The following is a 17,115-nucleotide window of genomic DNA, read 5'->3' as shown; positions in this document are numbered from 1 at the left end:
CTTCCTTTCTTTAATTATTCTTCTTTATTATTTAATTTCTTCCATGCTGGGTAATCTTCAGTGATCATAAAGTATCCTTCCGGATCAGCACGGTATTGTAATTGAGGAATTGCCAAAAGCAAAATAATGATAAGTGCTACACCGATATAGCCAAGGTATTTCATAACTACAGTAAAGAATGGCCAAACAGTAGCCCAATCAAACATTCCTAAATAGCCACCGTATCTTGCCATACCTACCCAGGTAGCGATTAAGGCTGAACCAGCAACCTGAATTAAACCTGAGATGAAAGGCATGATCATCGCACACTTATAGCCTCCACGGTCATTTGAATAAAGCCCTATTGCGGCATTGTCAAAGAATAACGGAATAAACCCGGCTATAACCAGTGTTGGTGAATGGAAAACCAGCAATAAAATAATCATCGTGAATTGACCAAGTGCACCAAACATGAACCCAATTGTCTGAGCATTCTGTGAGCCAAAACCCAGTGTGGCGGCAACATCAATACCAGGGACCGCGCCTGGAAGCCAGCGATCTGAAATTCCTGTAAATGATTCAGTTAATTCATTGACGAAAGTTCTAACACCTAGTTGTAAAATTGCTAAGTAAACTGAAAATTGCAGAGAGGTTTGCAAAATGTAAAAGATAAAACTTTGCCCTTTTTGCATAAAATGAGCCTTAGTTAAATAGTCGGAACCGAGCACAACCAAAATTGCACCAATGAAAAACAGCATTAAAATTGAAGTCGATACCATGTTATCGTTAAAGATTGACATAAAACTTGGCAGTTTAATATCTTCCAGTCGCTTATTTTTACCCTTACTCTTTTTAACTGAATGCTTCTCAATCATTTCAGAAAGTTTAGCAAAAAAGTAAATACCAAACATTTGCTGGTGGGCAACGGCAAAGCCGGCACCATCTGTCAGTTCCTGGGTAATTCCTACAGTCAGGTTAGAACCAACTGCCCAATACAATCCCAAAATCAAACTCATGATTGCTAAAATTGAGAAACGATTTAATTTAGGAAAACAGAATAATATCAGCCAAAAAGCGGTTGCCGCTTGTTGTACTTGAACATTACCCGTTGTAAAAACTGCACGTAATTTAGTGTATTTAGAGAATCTTACTAACAAGATATTGATAATATATGCGAATAATAACAAAAGCATTGTATCTGCAAACGAACGGCCAAAGCGTTGCATTATTCCCGCATTAACAGCATTTTGTCCAAAATAAGGATCAATAATCATCGCACTCAAATGAAAACGGTCCTTTAATCCTACTAAAATCGGCCTAAAGGTATTAACCAAACCACCGGAACCGGCAGCTAATATAAAATAACCAACTGTGGCTTTTAAAAATCCTGATAAAACTTCATACCACTTTTTCCGTTCCAAAATATAACCAATAAGAACGATAAAACCAATCATAAAAGCTGGTTGATTTAAAACATTAGTGGCAAAGTAACTCCAAACAGCTAACAAAGCATTTAAAATATTTTGCATTTTTCTTACCTGCTTTTTTCTTTACTCATATCATGTTTTTGCATGACTTCTTGATAATCTCGTAAACTTTTTACTTTACGGAGGTCTTCAATCATGCCATCTTCCATCAGTAAGTTAGACAAATTGGCAATATTCTTCATATGAGTTGGATTGTCTTTAGCCGCCAGCATAAAAAATAATTGTGCATCTTTTTCTGGATCATTCCGGTCGAAGGAAACTGCTTCTGGAAATATCGTCAGACCAATTCCAGTCCCTAAAACCCCCGAACTGTCAGCTTGTGAATGTGGCATTGCCACTCCGGGAACAATTACAATATACGGTCCATATTGCTTAATGTCCGCAATTACCTGATCAATATACTTGTCCGTAACAAGATTATTCTCTTTCATTATTTCACCGGATATCCTAATTGCTTCCTGCCAATCCTTTGGGTGTTTGTGACTGATATTAATCAAGTGATTTTCTAAAAAATAACTGAGCATGATTTCCTCCCGCCAAACTTTCAATTAAAAATCAAATTATAATAATTCTGGGAATGGTAAATCAGGGTCATTCTTAAACGCATCGTGGAATCCACGATCATACATATATTCAAATTTATCTTTATCTTGTGGGTAATCAAATTCACCGCCAACTTGCCAAATATATGGTTTAAATTGATATTGCAGACGATTCTTCTTTCTGTTCCACAGAGCTAAGATATCTTTGGGGTCACTATAAAAATTAGTCCAGATGTCATAATGCATTGGGATAATTACTTTAGTATTCAAAGCTTCAGCCATACGCAGAACTTGGGAATCATCAAGTTTATCTGTTATTCCGCGCGGATTTTCACCATATGCACAAAGTGCTACATCTACTTCATTTTCGTTACCATGTTTCACAAAAGTGTTAGAATAATGTGAATCGCCTGAATGGTAAAGATTACCGCCTGATGTTTTAACCAAATAATTAACGGCTACTTTAGCCATTTCTATTGGTTTAGTACCAGCTAATTTAACGTTAGGGTCATCTTCAGTAACAAGTTCTGTACGATCGAAGGCTTCCAAGGCCTTAATTGTTACTGAATCAACTTTAATTTCATCGCCAGGTTTAACAACAGTAATCTTTTCTGCAGGTATGCCCCATTCTTCCCATTCATCAGCTACACCTTGTGGACCGATGAATTTAGCATTAGGGCAAAACTTATTAACACAAGCGGCTGTGTAAATATCCAGGTGATCATGATGAGTATGTGTAACACATAATGCATCTAGATCTCTGATGGCAAATGGGTCAATTACGTACGGCTTGTTACGTAAATTAGGTTGTAAGGCTTCTCCACCTGTCATTCTCATCATTTGGTGACCTTGGCGCATCTTGCCATCACCATGGGTATGTTTTCCTGTACCGTTCCACATATCAATGGCAATATTTGTTCCTTCATGGGTTTTAAGCCAGGTACCCATACAACCAAGCCACCAAATTGTAAATGACTTTTCAGGTACCTGTTTCGCCGCAATCTGTTCATTCAAGAACGTGCCCCATTCTGGGAAATTATTTTCCGCGAAAACTGCTGGTGTGACTTCATTAATGTTTTTTGGTTTTGTCATTTTTTCCTCCTAGAACTCTTTTACTTTTGATGTCAATGTAAATTATATTGTACAGTGTTATCGCTTTCAACCATATTTAATGATAAAATTTGTTTTAAATGATAATTTTTCAAAAAATAAATAAATTTAGTGATAAATATCGCTTTTTATGTTATTTTTTATAATAATAAATCGAACTTAATATTATACGGTGAATTAAAAATGAAGAATTCATATCAAGAAATCAAAAACAGACGTCAAAAAATTATTAATTTACTTAACCACGAAAAAAAAATCAGCTTAGATGAGTTGAGTAAAAAGCTGAATGTGTCAATTATGACAATCCGCAGAGATTGTAGTAATCTGGCCAACCAAGGTAAGATATTACAAGAAAAAGGCGTTATTTCCCTAGTTAAACCTGAGGAAGTTCCTTTTACTGATTCAGTTAGTTATATCAAACAAAGATTGGGCGAAGAAGCAGCTGCTCATGTCGAAAAACATAATTGGGTTTTTATTAATTCAAGCACAACTGCTTTTGAGGCAATTCCTTATTTGTTAAAAAAAGATGTCAATATTTTGACCAATAATGGCTATGCTGGAAATTTAGACATGCGTGCCAGTAACAGTCAAATCATTTTAAGCGGTGGCAATGTAACTCGCAAAATGATTATGAGCGGTGATCTCGCTGTTGAACCTTTTTTAAAAATTTTCGCTGATTGGGCAATAATTGGGTGTGCAGGCTTAAGCATTGAACGTGGCATCTCAACTCCATTTATGGAAGAAGCCAAAGTGAACAAGGCAATTATTAGACAATCTCGTAAACTAATTGTCGTTGCTGATTACAGTAAATTTAACCAATTTTCTAATTTTACAATTGGCCAAGCTGGTGATATTAACATTTTAATTACCGACTCATTCACCCCTAGAGACACAGTTGAAAGCTTCATGAAAGCTGGAGTTCAAGTTGTCCAGATACAGTTATAAGTAAAAATATAGGCTAAAAGTTTGCTATTTTTGATTTGAGCCCTAAAATTACTGCACCTTATTAGCTACTAGTTGAAGCCTAGTTTCAGATATTCAGCTGGACCAAAGTTACCGGTACTCAATGATTAGTTTTCTCTCAATTTAAATCTGCAAGTATCTATGAATATTAAGATCAAGAAAAATACATATATGAAAAAGACACTGACCTGATGTGAACCCTAAAATTAGGACACTTTATATTAGCTGCTAACTGAGGACTAACTGCCGATATTCAAGCGGAGTTAGTCCTTTTAGTTTGATTTTGATTCTATTCTGATTGTAATACTCAATGTAGTCTCTGATTGCGTCTTCCAGTTCAGTGAGATTCTTAAACTGCTTTTCAAAGCCATAAAACATTTCTCGCTTGAGTATCCCGAAGAAGCCTGCCATTAACCCATCATCAAGCGAATTGCCCTTGCGTGACATTGACTGGCTAATGCCATGATTTTTGAGCCACGCTTGAAATTGCGGGTGTTGGTACTGCCAGCCTTGGTCTGTGTGAAAGATCAAACCATTTAGTGCCGGATGCTTGTCCCAGGCCTTTCTTAACATGTCCATGGTCTGCTTAAGATTAGGGCTGCGGGAAATAGTATAGGAAACAATCTCTTGGGTGCAGCCATCAATGATCGGTGATAAATAGGTCTTTTGCCCCTTGAGCTTAAACTCAGTTATATCTGAATACCATTTGTGATTGGGATAAACCGCACTAAAGCTGCGTTTAATCAGGTCAGGCTTAATCGGACCCTGAGTGCCGCGATAGCTGCTGTATTTGTGCCAGCGTTTACTGACTATGCCAAACAATTTCAGCTTGTTCATTAAGCGTTGCACTTTTTTATGATTGACTAATAAATCACGACGCCTAAGCTCTGCAGTAATGCGGCGATAGCCATAGCGGTGCTTGTGTTCTTCATAGATAGTTTTGATTTCTGCCATTATTTCTCGATTATCTCGCTCTTTATCCTTCTTCTTTAAAGTGTAGTAGTAATTACTACGGGATAAGTGCGGCAGATTGGGATTGGCATTAATGGTATCAAGAATAAAAGTTACGCTGACTTTAAGCTCGCGCCTTAGTTGGGTAACTGCCTAGGCTATTTCCGCGGCTTGCGGTTCTTGGTCCGCTGGTCGACTAAGACGCTCAATTTTTTTACGAATTCGTTCTCGATTTTCAGCTTCAAGTTCTGCTGGCGTAAGCGGTCGTTCTCTTGCTTGAGCCGATGATTTTCCTGTTTGATCAGCTGTTCTCTTTTGGTCATAGGGCGGTCGTCCTCTCTGCTTGTTAACGATATTATACCCATTTTTACGATATTCGCGCAGCCAATTGGACAACATGCCACTACTTTTTAAGCCCAAGTCAATAGATACTCGACGGGCAGGCTCATGTTCAACTATGATTCGCCTAAGGGCCTGCTCCTTAAAATTACTTGTATAAGCAGTGAAAGGCTGATCTAAAATAGCTAGACCGTGACGGCCAATTAAAGCTAACAAGTAATTAATATTAGTCTTGCCAACCCGATAACGCTGACTTAGCTCAGCAGGGGCGATTTGATAATCGTGCCAAAGATGATAGATTTCAACTTTATCTTGTTTAGATAATTTAGACATAAAAATGACCCCCAAATTTGTCCTAAATTTGGGGGTCACTTCATAGCCTTCATATTACGTGTCTTTTTACGTTTTTCCTGTTTTTTGTCATAAACAGGCAAAAATAATGCAACGCAAATAGCTGTAATTTCAGCAAATGCTGTCACCCATTCTGACAAAGGTCCTATACTAATAGTCTCGCCTCCACAATTATTATACAAGTATTGGCTAAAAGCAGAACGAGATTTTTTATAGGATTTTTGTCACCATAAATAATAGATAAATTTATGCTGCGACTAAACCAAAAAATTCGTAAAAAATTAATTTTTTAGATTATAAATTTTATTAAGTAACATCTCAATATACAACATAGGGATAGTCTGAGGATCAATCGGAAACTGATTAGCTAAAGATATGCCTGGTAAGAAAATAGTATGAGAAAAATAATCTTGAAGCTTACTTTCTTTATTCATTGTAATTAAAAATGTACTGTTCCTTTTATAATCTAAAAGTACTCTCCAATAATTTCTATATTTTTCAAGAAGACCATGTATTGAAAACAAAACTATTGTAGTTTCATCCAACACAGTATTCAATAAATGTTCCCCATCAGTGGTATTAGTAGCAAAATTAGCTGAATAACCGAGATCTATCAGTCCATCATATAAATAATATGCAGGAAGGCCCGAGTAATAACTGCCTAATAAAATATTTGGGTAACCGTTTGTCAGTTCTTTAACTAGGATATTGCTATTTTTATCATCAATACTGATATTTGAAACAATATTTGATATTTTAGACAAATAGTAATTTGACGAATTTTGATCCTTTTTATAAAGTTCTTTCAAATTTTTACTTAACTCAAATTTAAATTCTCTAAAACCTGAATAGCCTAATTTTTGGCACAACCGTTGAACAGAAGCTACAGAAGTTTTTACTTCCAAAGCTAACTGATTTATGGTAAAAAGTTCTACTTTTTGCGGATATTTATTTATATAGGCCAAAATTTTTTTATCGGATTTAGACAAATTATCCGTATGATATTTCTCATTCATAAAATTGAACATTACTAATCCTCCAGTTACATATTATCATTCTTTTTGATAATTTTTACAAAAATATTGAATATTCAAAAATTTGGTATTATAGTTAATGTAATAATTATCATTAAAAAAGATAATTATTACATTAATGATATTCGATCGTTTATCTTCATTTTCTTTAGAAAAGGAGCAAAAACTATGACAAAAGCTAATTCACTGGCAGCAAAAGAAATTATAACTTTTGTTGGCGGAAAAAATAATATTAAAGAGGTTTTTCATTGCATCACTCGACTACGCTTTTACTTAAATGATAAAAACATTGTTAATGTAGAAAAACTTAAAAGAATACCAGGAGTTATTGGAGTTCAATTTTCAGGTGACCAATTGCAAATTATCATTGGCAATGATGTTATCTCATACTACGATGAAATAATAAAGTCTTGCGGAAATAAAAAAAGGAGTATTAAAGACACAAATCAAAAAAAAGAAAAAAATTGGAAACAAAAATTAACTTGGAAAAATTTATTTTCAACTTTATCAGCTATCTTTTTACCTATAGTTCCAGCTTTAGCTGGGACAGGCATGCTAAAAGGAATTGTAACTTTAATTCAAATGTATGGTCATGTACCTGCTAATAATGGACCATTACAGGTTTTAATAATGGCTTCCGATTGTGTATTTTACTTTTTACCCTTTTTAGTTGCTTGGTCATCAGCAAAGAGATTTAAAACTGATATTCCTGTTTCACTCGCATTAGCAGGTATATTACTTTATCCAACTATGACACATGGTCTAGAAATTGGTAAAAAAGGTATAGATTTTTTTAATTTAAATATTCCTTTTGTAAGATATTCTGCCTCAAGTATACCAATTATTCTGGTAGTTTTAGTTTTAAGCTGGCTTTATCCAAAAGTCAATCAGGCCATTCCCAAAGTTTTGCAATTTGTTTTCACACCTATGATAGTGGTTGCAATAATGACTCCACTAGAGCTAATAGCAATTGCACCTTTAGCAAATTATATTAGCATAGGCTTAGCAACAATTGTAAACTGGCTGTTTAAGTTTTCTCCTATTTTAGCCGGTCTGGTTGTGGGTTCAACACGCTCACTGGTGGTATTATCCGGTATGCATCTTTCTCTTGGTGCCATTTGTATACAAAATTTAGCTAAATATGGCTATGATGTTCTACTACCAATAAATACTATGGGTACTTTAGCAATGTGTGGAGCAGGTTTGGGAACATGGTTTTATGTCCGAAATTCTAAATATGAAAAGCTAAAGCAAGTTTCAATGTCAGCATTTATTTCTGCAGTGATTGGTATAACAGAGCCCACTATTTACGGTTTACTTATTAAGTTTCGCAATGTTTTGTATGCAACTATGATAGGTGGTGGTGTTGCTGGAGCATTTGTAGCTTTTTTTAAAGGAACTGCGAATGCTTATGTAAATTCTTGCTTACTAAGTTTGCCAGTATTTGTTGGTCCAAGTTTCATTTACACATGTATTGGTATGGCAATAGCATTTATTATTTCGTTTATAATGGTTCAAATTTTAGGTATCAATTTAAAAACTGAACAAGAAACAGATATTCACAAAAATATAGAAAATAATGATACAAGATTAATTCAAACTATTAAAAGTCCATTTAGTGGTCAAGTAAGTGAATTAAAAACCCTTAAAGATGGTGTGTTTTCGAAAAATTTATTAGGAAAAGGTATTCTAATTACACCTGATAGCAATAATGTCTATGCACCTGTTACGGGAACCATTGAAGTAATTGCTGATACTAAACATGCCATTGGTTTAAAAACATTGGATGGTATAGAAATATTAATACATATGGGAATTAATACTGTTAACTTAAAAGGAAAATATTTTAAAATCTTAGTAAAAAAAGGACAACAAGTGAAACAAGGTCAAAAAATTGCTGAAGTGAATTTTAAAGAAATAAAGCAGAAAGGTTATTCAATAGCTAGCCCAGTTGTTATTACAAACACTAATAATTATAAAAATGTACTGCCAATATTAACCAAAAACAGCGTGGTTGCAGAAGACGATATACTAAGCATTGAAAAGGAGATTATTTAAATTGAAAAAAGATCTAAAAAAATTCCCATCAAATTTTTTATGGGGTGGCGCTATTGCTGCAAATCAAACTGAAGGCGCTTGGAATGAAGATAATAAGTCAATTACTGTACAAGATTGTATGAAGTTTAAAGCAGATAAACTTGGAATAGCAAATTTTTCGAAACTTTTTGAAACTTCTCGAAAAGAACTAGAAATGGCTCAAAAATCGAAAAATGATAACTTATTTCCCAAACGTCATGGAATCGATTTCTATCACCATTACAAATCAGATATTAAACTTTTTGCAGAAATGGGATTTAAAACTCTTAGATTATCTATTCAATGGGCTAGAATTTATCCAGATGTGGATTCAAATCTTCCTAACGAAAAAGGTCTAAAGTTTTATGAAAATGTATTTAAAGAACTGCATAAATACAATATTGAGCCGATTGTAACTTTATCCCATTACGAAATCCCATTACAAATAGTAAACAAATATCATGGCTGGTATTCACGAAAAGTTATTGACTTATTTGTTAAATATGCTTCAACCTGTTTTAACAGATACAAATCACTGGTTAAGTATTGGCTAACTTTTAACGAAGTAGATGCAATGATACGTCACCCTTTAACTTCTGGTGGTCTTCTAAAGGAAGATTTTCAAAAAATGAATATTCCATTTGAAGAAGCTATTTATCAAGCTATGCATCACCAAATGATAGCCAGTGCAATAACTACTAATTTATGTCATAAAATTATACCAAATTCATATGTTGGATGTATGCTAACTAAATTATTGTTTTATCCATATTCACAGCGTCCTGAAGATAATCTAGCTGCTCAGCATAGAATGCGTGAAATATATAGATACTCGGATATCCAAGTATTCGGACAATATCCTGAATTTTTAAAACAAGAAATTATTAATAAGGGCTTTAATATTGAAACCAAGCCTGAAGATGAAATGATTTTAAAAGAGGGAACAGTTGACTTCGTATCTTTTAGCTACTACATGTCTTCATTAGAAGCGGCAAATAAAAACGGTTTAGAATTAGCACCAGGAAATACTGTTAACGGAGTTAAAAATCCCTATCTTAATTCTTCTGAATGGGGCTGGCAAAGCGACCCGTCGGGTCTTCGATATTCCTTAATTGAACTGTATGATCGATATAGAAAACCTCTTTTTGTTATTGAAAATGGTTTAGGTGCTAAAGATAAGCTTGAGAATAATGGTCAGATACACGATAAGTATAGAATGCAATATTTAAAAGAGCATGTTGAAGCAATGGCAAAAGCGATCAATATAGACGGCGTTGAATTGATGGGCTACACTTGGTGGGGATGCATTGATTTAGTCTCTGAATCAACAAGACAAATGTCCAAAAGGTATGGATTTATATATGTAGACCTTGACGATTATGGTAATGGCACATATAAAAGATATAAAAAAGACAGTTTTAATTATTATAAAAAAATCATTGCAAGTAACGGTACCGATTTGAACTTCGCTTAAAAAGCAATATAAAATTAAAATCCATAAAGCTACTATCTCAATTATTTACAACTTTTGTAACTTGATATTTTATTAATAATCCTATTAACAGCAATTATAGAAAAATTTTAATTAACTGTTATTAGGATTTTTTTATGAATTTTGCTGATGTATACTTCATGCATGTCAAGAGATTCAAAAATCAATAATTATACCTTTTTGTAACTATTAAAATCATAGTCATGTTTTCGTTTAACATTTATTCCAAATAACTATGTTAAATAAAAAAGTATCAAGTTTTATAAGCAACTTGATACTAAAATTTACATTTGAATTTAGTTTTAATTTTCAAAAAATACCTAATTCTTCACTATTAATATTATAAAATCTTGAAATAGGTTAAGCCAACTACTACCACCATCATTGCAATGATTAACATTGCTGCATGTTTACCATTAGTCTTCTTTAAGATGTAGTAAACCAAAACAGTTACCAGTAGGCTTAACAGACCCGGCATAATTTTATCAAACATCGATTGCAAGCTAATGACATTGCCACCAACTTTGTTAGAGACATTAGAGTGAACAACAATTTTTAATGGTGTTTTGACTTTAATAACTGTTGAAATCAGAGCACCAACAACCATTAATCCAACTACATTAGCCATTGTGGAAATACGCTGGATGACATCGCTTTGTTCGTTATTATTTAAAAAAGCAATTCCCTTTTTATAACCAAATGAAACAGCATAGTATCTTGCTCCCATATTAATTATGTTATAGAGAATAAACATCAAAATTGGGCCAAAGATGCTGCCACCAAAGGCAATTGAGGCACCAATACTACCAACGATTGGCAGCCAGGTAAATTTAATCAGACTGTCGCCTAAACCGGCTAAAGGTCCCATTAACCCAGTTTTTAATGGATTGATCCCATCTTTTTCATCTGGAGATGTTGTTTCCTCCATTGCGGCTGATAATCCTAAAATTACAGCATCAAAATTAACGTGAGAATTATAGAAAACCAAATGCCGCTTCATAGCTTCTGATAAGTCTTTTTTATCAGGATAGATTTTTGCCAGAGCCGGTGCGATTGCCCGCATAAATCCTACACCTTGCAGCGTTTCATAATTTAAGGTAATGCGCATAGTATTGAGGCGCATAAACATGCGCCAAATATCTCTATTGTTCAATTTGTGTTCAGGCGCAGTTAACTTTTCTTCACTCATAGGTCATAGTCCTCCTCATCGTCTTCTTCATCGCTGCTTGAATTATTTAATTGCGTGCTTGGTGAAACTTGAGCTTTAGCACTAGGCTCACGAGTTGCTCTTTCGTATAAGAAAGCAAACACCAAAGCGATCAACGTAATTGGTAAGATATCTAATTTTAAATAGGAAGATAAGACGAAGCCTAAAATAATAAACATCCATAATTCACCTTTTTTAAGCATTGTCATCATCAATAATGCAATACCTACAGAAGGAATGATGGAACCTGCCGTGCTTAAGCCATTAATAATAAATTTTGGCAGGTCATTTATTGCTTGTTGAATTGCTCCTGCACCAAACTGCAGAGCCAAAAAGGTAGGGAATGCACAAGCAAAACCATATAAAAATGCAGGTGGCCAAGTCAACCAAAATGTACCTTTAACATCAGCATTATCAGCTAGCCGTTTGGCCCAGCCGTTAAGAGAACAGTTAATTGTTTCGATTAAAACAAGTAGTTGTTGCGCCAAAATTGAAGTTGGAACAGCCAGTGTAATGGCAGTTGCCACCATTGTTGAAATATTGCCACTGGTGTTACCCATTATTGCAAGAGAAGTACTAATCATCGTACCGGTAATGATGTCTGGAGCCATATAGGCACCAACATCACCAATACCCATCCACATAACTTCAAGTGTTGCGCCAATAATAAGTCCAGCTTGCAAATTGCCTAAAATAATACCCACAATTGGTGCAATTAACAAAGGCCGCCTGAACATCTTTGTACTGACATTATCAATTCCTAAGAGAAAGGCCAAAGCCGTTAAGATAAAGACTTTCATTTTTGTAAAACCTCACTTAATTTAACGGCTCCATCTGTTGGAACCATTTGAATCTCTATATCTATTCCTAAATCCAGCAATTTCTCCAGTGCTTTCTTTTCCTCATCAGTTAAGAAAACAGCTTTGGTATATTGTTTACGTTCATCATTGCCGCGAATGCCACCAATATTTAATTTTGGTATTTGATAACCACTGTCAACAATCTTTTCCACCGTAAATGGAGAGGCAAACAAAAGCATCGTTCTCCTTGTAACCGGATTATGAGGGACAATTTTTAAAAATTTCTCAGTCGAAAAAATATGTAATTTAACATTGCGTGGAACGCTCATTTTTAAAACATTCGATTGAATCTTATCCTTAGCAACTTTATCATCAACAATGATTACCTGCTCAATTTGCTTAACATTAAGCCAAGTTGTTACCACTTGTCCATGAATCAAACGATCATCAATTCTACAAAATTCCACTGCCATCTTCGTCTTGCTCCTCTTCTTTAAATCTTTCTGAAATATTCTGAAATCCCATGTTGTAGGACTTTTCTAGTGAATCTGCTAGTTCAGCCAAACTGCGATTACGATTGGTAAATAAATCTAGCAGCATTGGCAAATTTAATCCGCTTAATACCAAAACATTGTCCTTTTCCAAGCAAAAGGTACCACTGACGTTTGATGGCGTTCCCCCTAAAATGTCGCAAATAATGATGGTACCATTACTGGTGTCAAGTTCATCATACATTTGATTCATTTTTTCTTTTGCTTGATTCAAGTTCAGGTTTTCTGTCACAGCCAAATAAGCACAATTATCTTGCTTACCTACAATCATTTCTGCACTACGCAGTGCTTCTTTGGCCAAATAGCCATGACTAGCTAAAATCACTGCAACTGGAGTATTTTTATCTGCCATTTTCGTTCCCCTTTTCCAAATAAAAATCTCTGGCTTTGTTAATTTCTGCCATAGTTAATTTAAAATGTTGCTGAAAGTAATTTTCAGGAGTACCAAAAAGCTCGTATATTTTATTGATTGCAGCTTTAATGTAACTTTCGCGCGTATCAATCATAGCCATTAAATAATCAAGATATGATTTTTTCTGAACCAGTTTATGATACAAGTCATACTTTAACTGGTTTCTTTCTTTGCGAATAATCTTAGTCAGCATGTAATCGCGCACTATATCTTCTTCTTTGATGTTCAACAGCAGCAATATCAACATTGAGCCAAAACCGGTTCTATCTTTGCCACCACGGCAATGGTGAAGTAATGGCAAAGCTTCTCTGCGCACCACAGCTTTTAGCATTCTGCCATAAGACTTTTGCGCAATCGGAGAGGTTACTAGGTCCTCATAACTTTCAATGACATTGTCGCCACGATCGTTGATATACCTTTCTGGGACTTCACCATTTTCCAAAGACTGTACCAATTTTTCATTTTCACCTTTTAAATCAACTACATTTGCGGCAGCCTCAGAAAAGCTTGACTGTGGGTCACAATTGAGAATTTGTAAAACTGTAGGTAAATATTTATTGGGATGATACTGTCTTTCATGTGGTGAACGATAATCAACAATTGTTTGCAAGTTATAATTTGTTAATATTTGCTGATCGCTGTCATTAAGCTTTGATAACTGATCTCCGCGAAACAAAACACCCCATTTTAAAAAGCGCCCGTCTTTAGCTGAGTAGCCTCCCATATCTCGGATATTGATTGCATTTTCAAGTGGAATAACTCGTTCAGCAAAGATATTCGTCACAAAATGAGAAGCGCTGTTTTTGATAATATAGTATTTTGGCAAATTCTTGCGTGGAATTTTAACTGTAAAATCACCGCTAGAGCTTTCCGCTATAACCTTTTGTATTTTTTCAAGTTCTGGTACATCACCTATTAAAAGCTGATAAGGGCCATTGTTCTCATTCTGCAATTTAATTATCAGTTGCTCGCCATCACGTTTCATAGAAATGTTCGGTAAAATGTATGGTTGCTTTTTCATTAGCTTTTGATACCCCTTTCATTAATGATAATACTACAAGAAAATATTTTTCGCAATTTATTTTTAAAAAAAATTATTTTCATTTTTGATAAAATATAGTACAATGAAAAAAAGAAAATCTATCCGCTTACAATAAACTTTAAGGCTTTCTTGGGAGGAAATTATTTTGAATCCACTTATAGCAATCCAAAAAAATTATTTGAATTTTTCTAAAAATGAAAAAGTTATTGCCAATTATATTTTGCAAAACAGTCCTCAAATAAATAATATGAAAATTACTGAACTGGCACGTCACACTTCAACCTCTATTTCAACCATTACCAGGTTCGTCAAGAAAATCGGCTGTCAAAGTTATTCCGACATGAAGGTTAGCATTGGTCATCATTTAATTAATACTGTTCCTAAACAAAAAGATGACATTTTAAGTGAAGTTTTTACTTTTTATCAAACAGTTATTAAAAATACTCAGCAAATGATAGATCAAAGTCTAATCAAGCAGTTTATTGCGTTGTTAAAAAAGCAAGAACATATTATTGTAATTGGTTCCAGTAGTTCCGGTGTTTCTGCTGCTACATTTGGTCTGAGACTTATGCGAATGGGTTTCGATGCTCAAAGCTTCAGCGATCCAAATTGGATGGAAATGCGTGCTAGTATTGCCAACAGTAATGATCTTTTTTTAGCTGTATCAAATAGCGGTACAACTGACTGCATTGTTAAAACACTGACTTTAGCGCAGAAACATCGGGCAAAAATCGTTTCGATTACCAGTTATCTCGAAAATCCTGTTGCTCAACTTAGCGACCTGATTTTTCACGTATATAATCCGCGCTTTGCTAATAACGAGAAATTTATTAATTCCCAGTTTTCGAATATGTACCTAATTGATATTTTGACTTCATGCTTGCAAGAAGAAACTGATTTACAAAAGTCAATGCTTACTACCAGAAAAGCTGTAGGTGATATTTAGTAATAAAAAGGCCCCAAAAGTTAGACAACTTTTGGGGCTTAGTACATTTTATTTACGTCTTTTTATTATTCTAATAGTAAATATGTAATTATTTACTTCCTTCAGCTCTCGACTTATAGGAACCTTCAGCTGTATTGATAACCAGCTCCTCTCCTTCTTTAATAAAGTCGGGAACTTGAACTACTAATCCGGTTTCCATTGTGGCAGGTTTACCAGAACCAGTAACAGTAGCACCTTTAATGCCAGGTTCAGTATGAGTTACTTTCATCGTTACAGTTGACGGTAATTCCACACCCAGCAATTTACTGTCATTAGCAAATTCCAACTGAACTTCAATATTAGGCATCAGATAAAGTTTGTCATCACCTAATTGTTCACTTGAAACTTCATATTGTTCGTAAGTTTCAGTATCCATGAAAGTATAAATATCACCCTCATTATAAAGATATTGTGCGTTTTTCTTAGTGATATCAACTAAATCTACTTTCTCAGTTGGACGCATAGTCTTATGAACCACAGCACCACTTTCAACGTTACGCAAATCCATTTGCATAACCGTGTTGCCCTTTCCGGGCTTATGGTGGTTAGCTTTCAAAACCCGAATTAGTTTGCCGTCCTGACTAAAAACCATACCTTTTTTTAAGTTTATTGCTTGTACCATTTTTTACTCCTTTAAATCCATTTATTAAATTAATTATTGATTTCAGAAAACCACGCCGGAGGTAAAGCAAACTTTTTTATTAATAATAAATAAATCTCATTCATAATGATTAGTATAGCAAAATTTGGACTTTATCAACACCATAAAATCAATCATTTTAAATAAACTAAAAAGTTGAGACTTACATGTTAACTTGAGTTCCAACGTTATGCTTTACAGCGTTATCATAAATGGATTTTGCGGCCATCAAGTCTTGAGCCGCAATACCAACCGTTTCAAAGAAAATTATCTCATTGTCATTTTCGCGTCCAGTTACTTCACCGCTAACGACTTGGCCAATCTCGCCAGTAAAGTCAGAGTCAGAAACTAAGCCTTTATTTAACGGAATAATTATGTCACCTGACTCTGCCAAAACAGCGTCTTTAGAATCAAAGTAAATTTTATCCGCTTTAGCAACCAGTTCTGCTGGTGTTTCTTCCATCTGTGGTTGATAGGCACCTACACCGCAAATAGTAGCACCTTGCTTAATAAAGTGAGCATCATAAACTGGTTTAGTTGACGGCGTGACAGATATGACCACATCTGCATCCTGTACTGCTTCATTCCCAGTCTCAACCGCCGTGATTTTGGTGTGGTATTGGGCCAAGTCCTCTTGCATTTTCACAGCAAACTTTTGAGCACGTTCAAAATCAAGGTCACTCACGGCCACCTCATCCAAGTCTCGCACAATCAACATGGCTTCAAGCTGAGTTGCAGCCTGTCCGCCTGTTCCAATTAAGGCACCCTTCCTGCAATTCTTTTTCGCCAAGTACTTGAGTGCAACTCCTGAAGCAGAGCCGGTGCGTAATTGGGTTACATAATTACCGTCTAATATAGCATTAACTACACCGGTTTGGGCATCAATATTTAAGACTTGGGCATTAATAGATGGTAATCCATGACTAATATTTTCAGGAAACATATTCAATACCTTCACGCAAGCAGCTTCGTAATCTTCACAAAAAGCGGGCATACATAAGAAAGTATCCTTACCATTTTGCTTAAGAATTTGCGTTCTTAATGGTACATCTACTTTGCCGGCAGAAAAGTAACGAAAAGCATCACTGACCGCAGCAATACAATCTTTTAATGAATAACATTTTTCAATATCACTTCTGTTTAACAGTAACATT

Annotated in this window: 15 protein-coding genes and 1 pseudogene; 4 read left to right on the top strand and 12 right to left on the bottom strand. The window is 34.8% G+C overall.

The window, feature by feature from the left end; translation table 11 throughout:
- Window positions 1-14: 14 nt before the first annotated feature.
- The 3 genes from GYV61_RS03760 to ulaG are packed head-to-tail and all read right to left on the bottom strand — an operon-like array spanning window position 15 to window position 3,100.
- Entirely contained in the window at window positions 15-1,508 is a 1,494-nt protein-coding gene (locus GYV61_RS03760; RefSeq protein ID WP_174794849.1) for a PTS ascorbate transporter subunit IIC, read from the bottom strand.
- Between the two features lie 5 nt (window positions 1,509-1,513).
- Window positions 1,514-1,990: a PTS sugar transporter subunit IIA gene (locus GYV61_RS03755; RefSeq protein WP_174794848.1), complete on the bottom strand. Its 477-nt coding sequence runs from the start codon at window positions 1,988-1,990 to the stop codon at window positions 1,514-1,516.
- A 36-nt stretch (window positions 1,991-2,026) separates the two neighbouring features.
- Window positions 2,027-3,100 carry an L-ascorbate 6-phosphate lactonase gene (ulaG, locus tag GYV61_RS03750; protein WP_174794847.1) on the bottom strand — a complete coding sequence of 358 codons (1,074 nt, stop codon included), beginning with the start codon at window positions 3,098-3,100 and terminating at the stop codon, window positions 2,027-2,029.
- A 201-nt stretch (window positions 3,101-3,301) separates the two neighbouring features.
- On the opposite strand from ulaG, the gene GYV61_RS03745 reads away from it, so the two are divergent.
- Window positions 3,302-4,063: a DeoR/GlpR family DNA-binding transcription regulator gene (locus GYV61_RS03745; RefSeq protein WP_174794846.1), complete on the top strand. Its 762-nt coding sequence runs from the start codon at window positions 3,302-3,304 to the stop codon at window positions 4,061-4,063.
- 246 nt (window positions 4,064-4,309) lie between these two features.
- On the opposite strand, the pseudogene GYV61_RS03740 reads toward GYV61_RS03745, so the two are convergent.
- Together GYV61_RS03740 and GYV61_RS03735 are read right to left on the bottom strand one after the other, a co-directional pair.
- Window positions 4,310-5,704 (bottom strand): annotated as a pseudogene (locus GYV61_RS03740) (IS3 family transposase).
- A 299-nt stretch (window positions 5,705-6,003) separates the two neighbouring features.
- Complete coding sequence (locus GYV61_RS03735) at window positions 6,004-6,750, bottom strand: MurR/RpiR family transcriptional regulator (protein ID WP_174794845.1); 747 nt, start codon at window positions 6,748-6,750, stop codon at window positions 6,004-6,006.
- Window positions 6,751-6,924: 174 nt separating this feature from the next.
- Here GYV61_RS03735 and GYV61_RS03730 point away from each other — a divergent pair, with 174 nt between their 5' ends.
- Both GYV61_RS03730 and GYV61_RS03725 read left to right on the top strand, forming a co-directional pair.
- Window positions 6,925-8,814: a glucose PTS transporter subunit IIA gene (locus GYV61_RS03730; protein WP_174794844.1), complete on the top strand. Its 1,890-nt coding sequence runs from the start codon at window positions 6,925-6,927 to the stop codon at window positions 8,812-8,814.
- Window position 8,815: 1 nt separating this feature from the next.
- Window positions 8,816-10,306 (top strand): family 1 glycosylhydrolase, encoded by a 1,491-nt coding sequence (locus GYV61_RS03725; protein WP_174794843.1) that lies wholly within the window; start codon window positions 8,816-8,818, stop codon window positions 10,304-10,306.
- Between the two features lie 358 nt (window positions 10,307-10,664).
- On the opposite strand, the gene GYV61_RS03720 is transcribed toward GYV61_RS03725, so the two are convergent.
- Genes GYV61_RS03720 through GYV61_RS03700 form a run of 5 tightly spaced genes read right to left on the bottom strand, consistent with a single transcriptional unit; the run spans window position 10,665 to window position 14,315 of the window.
- Complete coding sequence (locus GYV61_RS03720; protein WP_110445528.1) at window positions 10,665-11,513, bottom strand: PTS system mannose/fructose/sorbose family transporter subunit IID; 849 nt, start codon at window positions 11,511-11,513, stop codon at window positions 10,665-10,667.
- Window positions 11,510-12,331 carry a PTS mannose/fructose/sorbose/N-acetylgalactosamine transporter subunit IIC gene (locus tag GYV61_RS03715; protein ID WP_122037219.1) on the bottom strand — a complete coding sequence of 274 codons (822 nt, stop codon included), beginning with the start codon at window positions 12,329-12,331 and terminating at the stop codon, window positions 11,510-11,512. The genes GYV61_RS03720 and GYV61_RS03715 overlap by 4 nt, the downstream gene beginning before the upstream one ends.
- Window positions 12,328-12,804 (bottom strand): PTS sugar transporter subunit IIB, encoded by a 477-nt coding sequence (locus GYV61_RS03710; protein WP_174794842.1) that lies wholly within the window; start codon window positions 12,802-12,804, stop codon window positions 12,328-12,330. The genes GYV61_RS03715 and GYV61_RS03710 overlap by 4 nt, the downstream gene beginning before the upstream one ends.
- On the bottom strand, window positions 12,785-13,234 hold the full coding sequence (locus GYV61_RS03705; RefSeq protein WP_174794841.1) for a PTS sugar transporter subunit IIA: 450 nt from the start codon (window positions 13,232-13,234) through the stop codon (window positions 12,785-12,787). The genes GYV61_RS03710 and GYV61_RS03705 overlap by 20 nt, the downstream gene beginning before the upstream one ends.
- Window positions 13,224-14,315 (bottom strand): tyrosine-protein phosphatase, encoded by a 1,092-nt coding sequence (locus GYV61_RS03700; protein ID WP_174794840.1) that lies wholly within the window; start codon window positions 14,313-14,315, stop codon window positions 13,224-13,226. The genes GYV61_RS03705 and GYV61_RS03700 overlap by 11 nt, the downstream gene beginning before the upstream one ends.
- Window positions 14,316-14,481: 166 nt before the next feature.
- On the opposite strand from GYV61_RS03700, the gene GYV61_RS03695 reads away from it, so the two are divergent.
- Window positions 14,482-15,282, top strand: a complete 801-nt coding sequence (locus tag GYV61_RS03695; protein WP_174794839.1) for a MurR/RpiR family transcriptional regulator — start codon at window positions 14,482-14,484, stop codon at window positions 15,280-15,282.
- An 88-nt stretch (window positions 15,283-15,370) separates the two neighbouring features.
- Here the strand turns inward: GYV61_RS03695 and efp are convergent, their stop codons facing one another.
- Window positions 15,371-15,943, bottom strand: a complete 573-nt coding sequence (gene efp / locus GYV61_RS03690) for an elongation factor P (RefSeq protein WP_046324214.1) — start codon at window positions 15,941-15,943, stop codon at window positions 15,371-15,373.
- 181 nt (window positions 15,944-16,124) lie between these two features.
- Window positions 16,125-17,114: an ornithine cyclodeaminase family protein gene (locus GYV61_RS03685; protein WP_174794838.1), complete on the bottom strand. Its 990-nt coding sequence runs from the start codon at window positions 17,112-17,114 to the stop codon at window positions 16,125-16,127.
- Window position 17,115: the final 1 nt, after the last annotated feature.

It is taken from the genome of Lactobacillus melliventris, assembly GCF_013346935.1.
Lineage (GTDB): Bacteria > Bacillota > Bacilli > Lactobacillales > Lactobacillaceae > Lactobacillus.
Note: the sequence above shows the minus strand (reverse complement) of the source record. Positions and strands in the feature narration are given on the sequence as shown.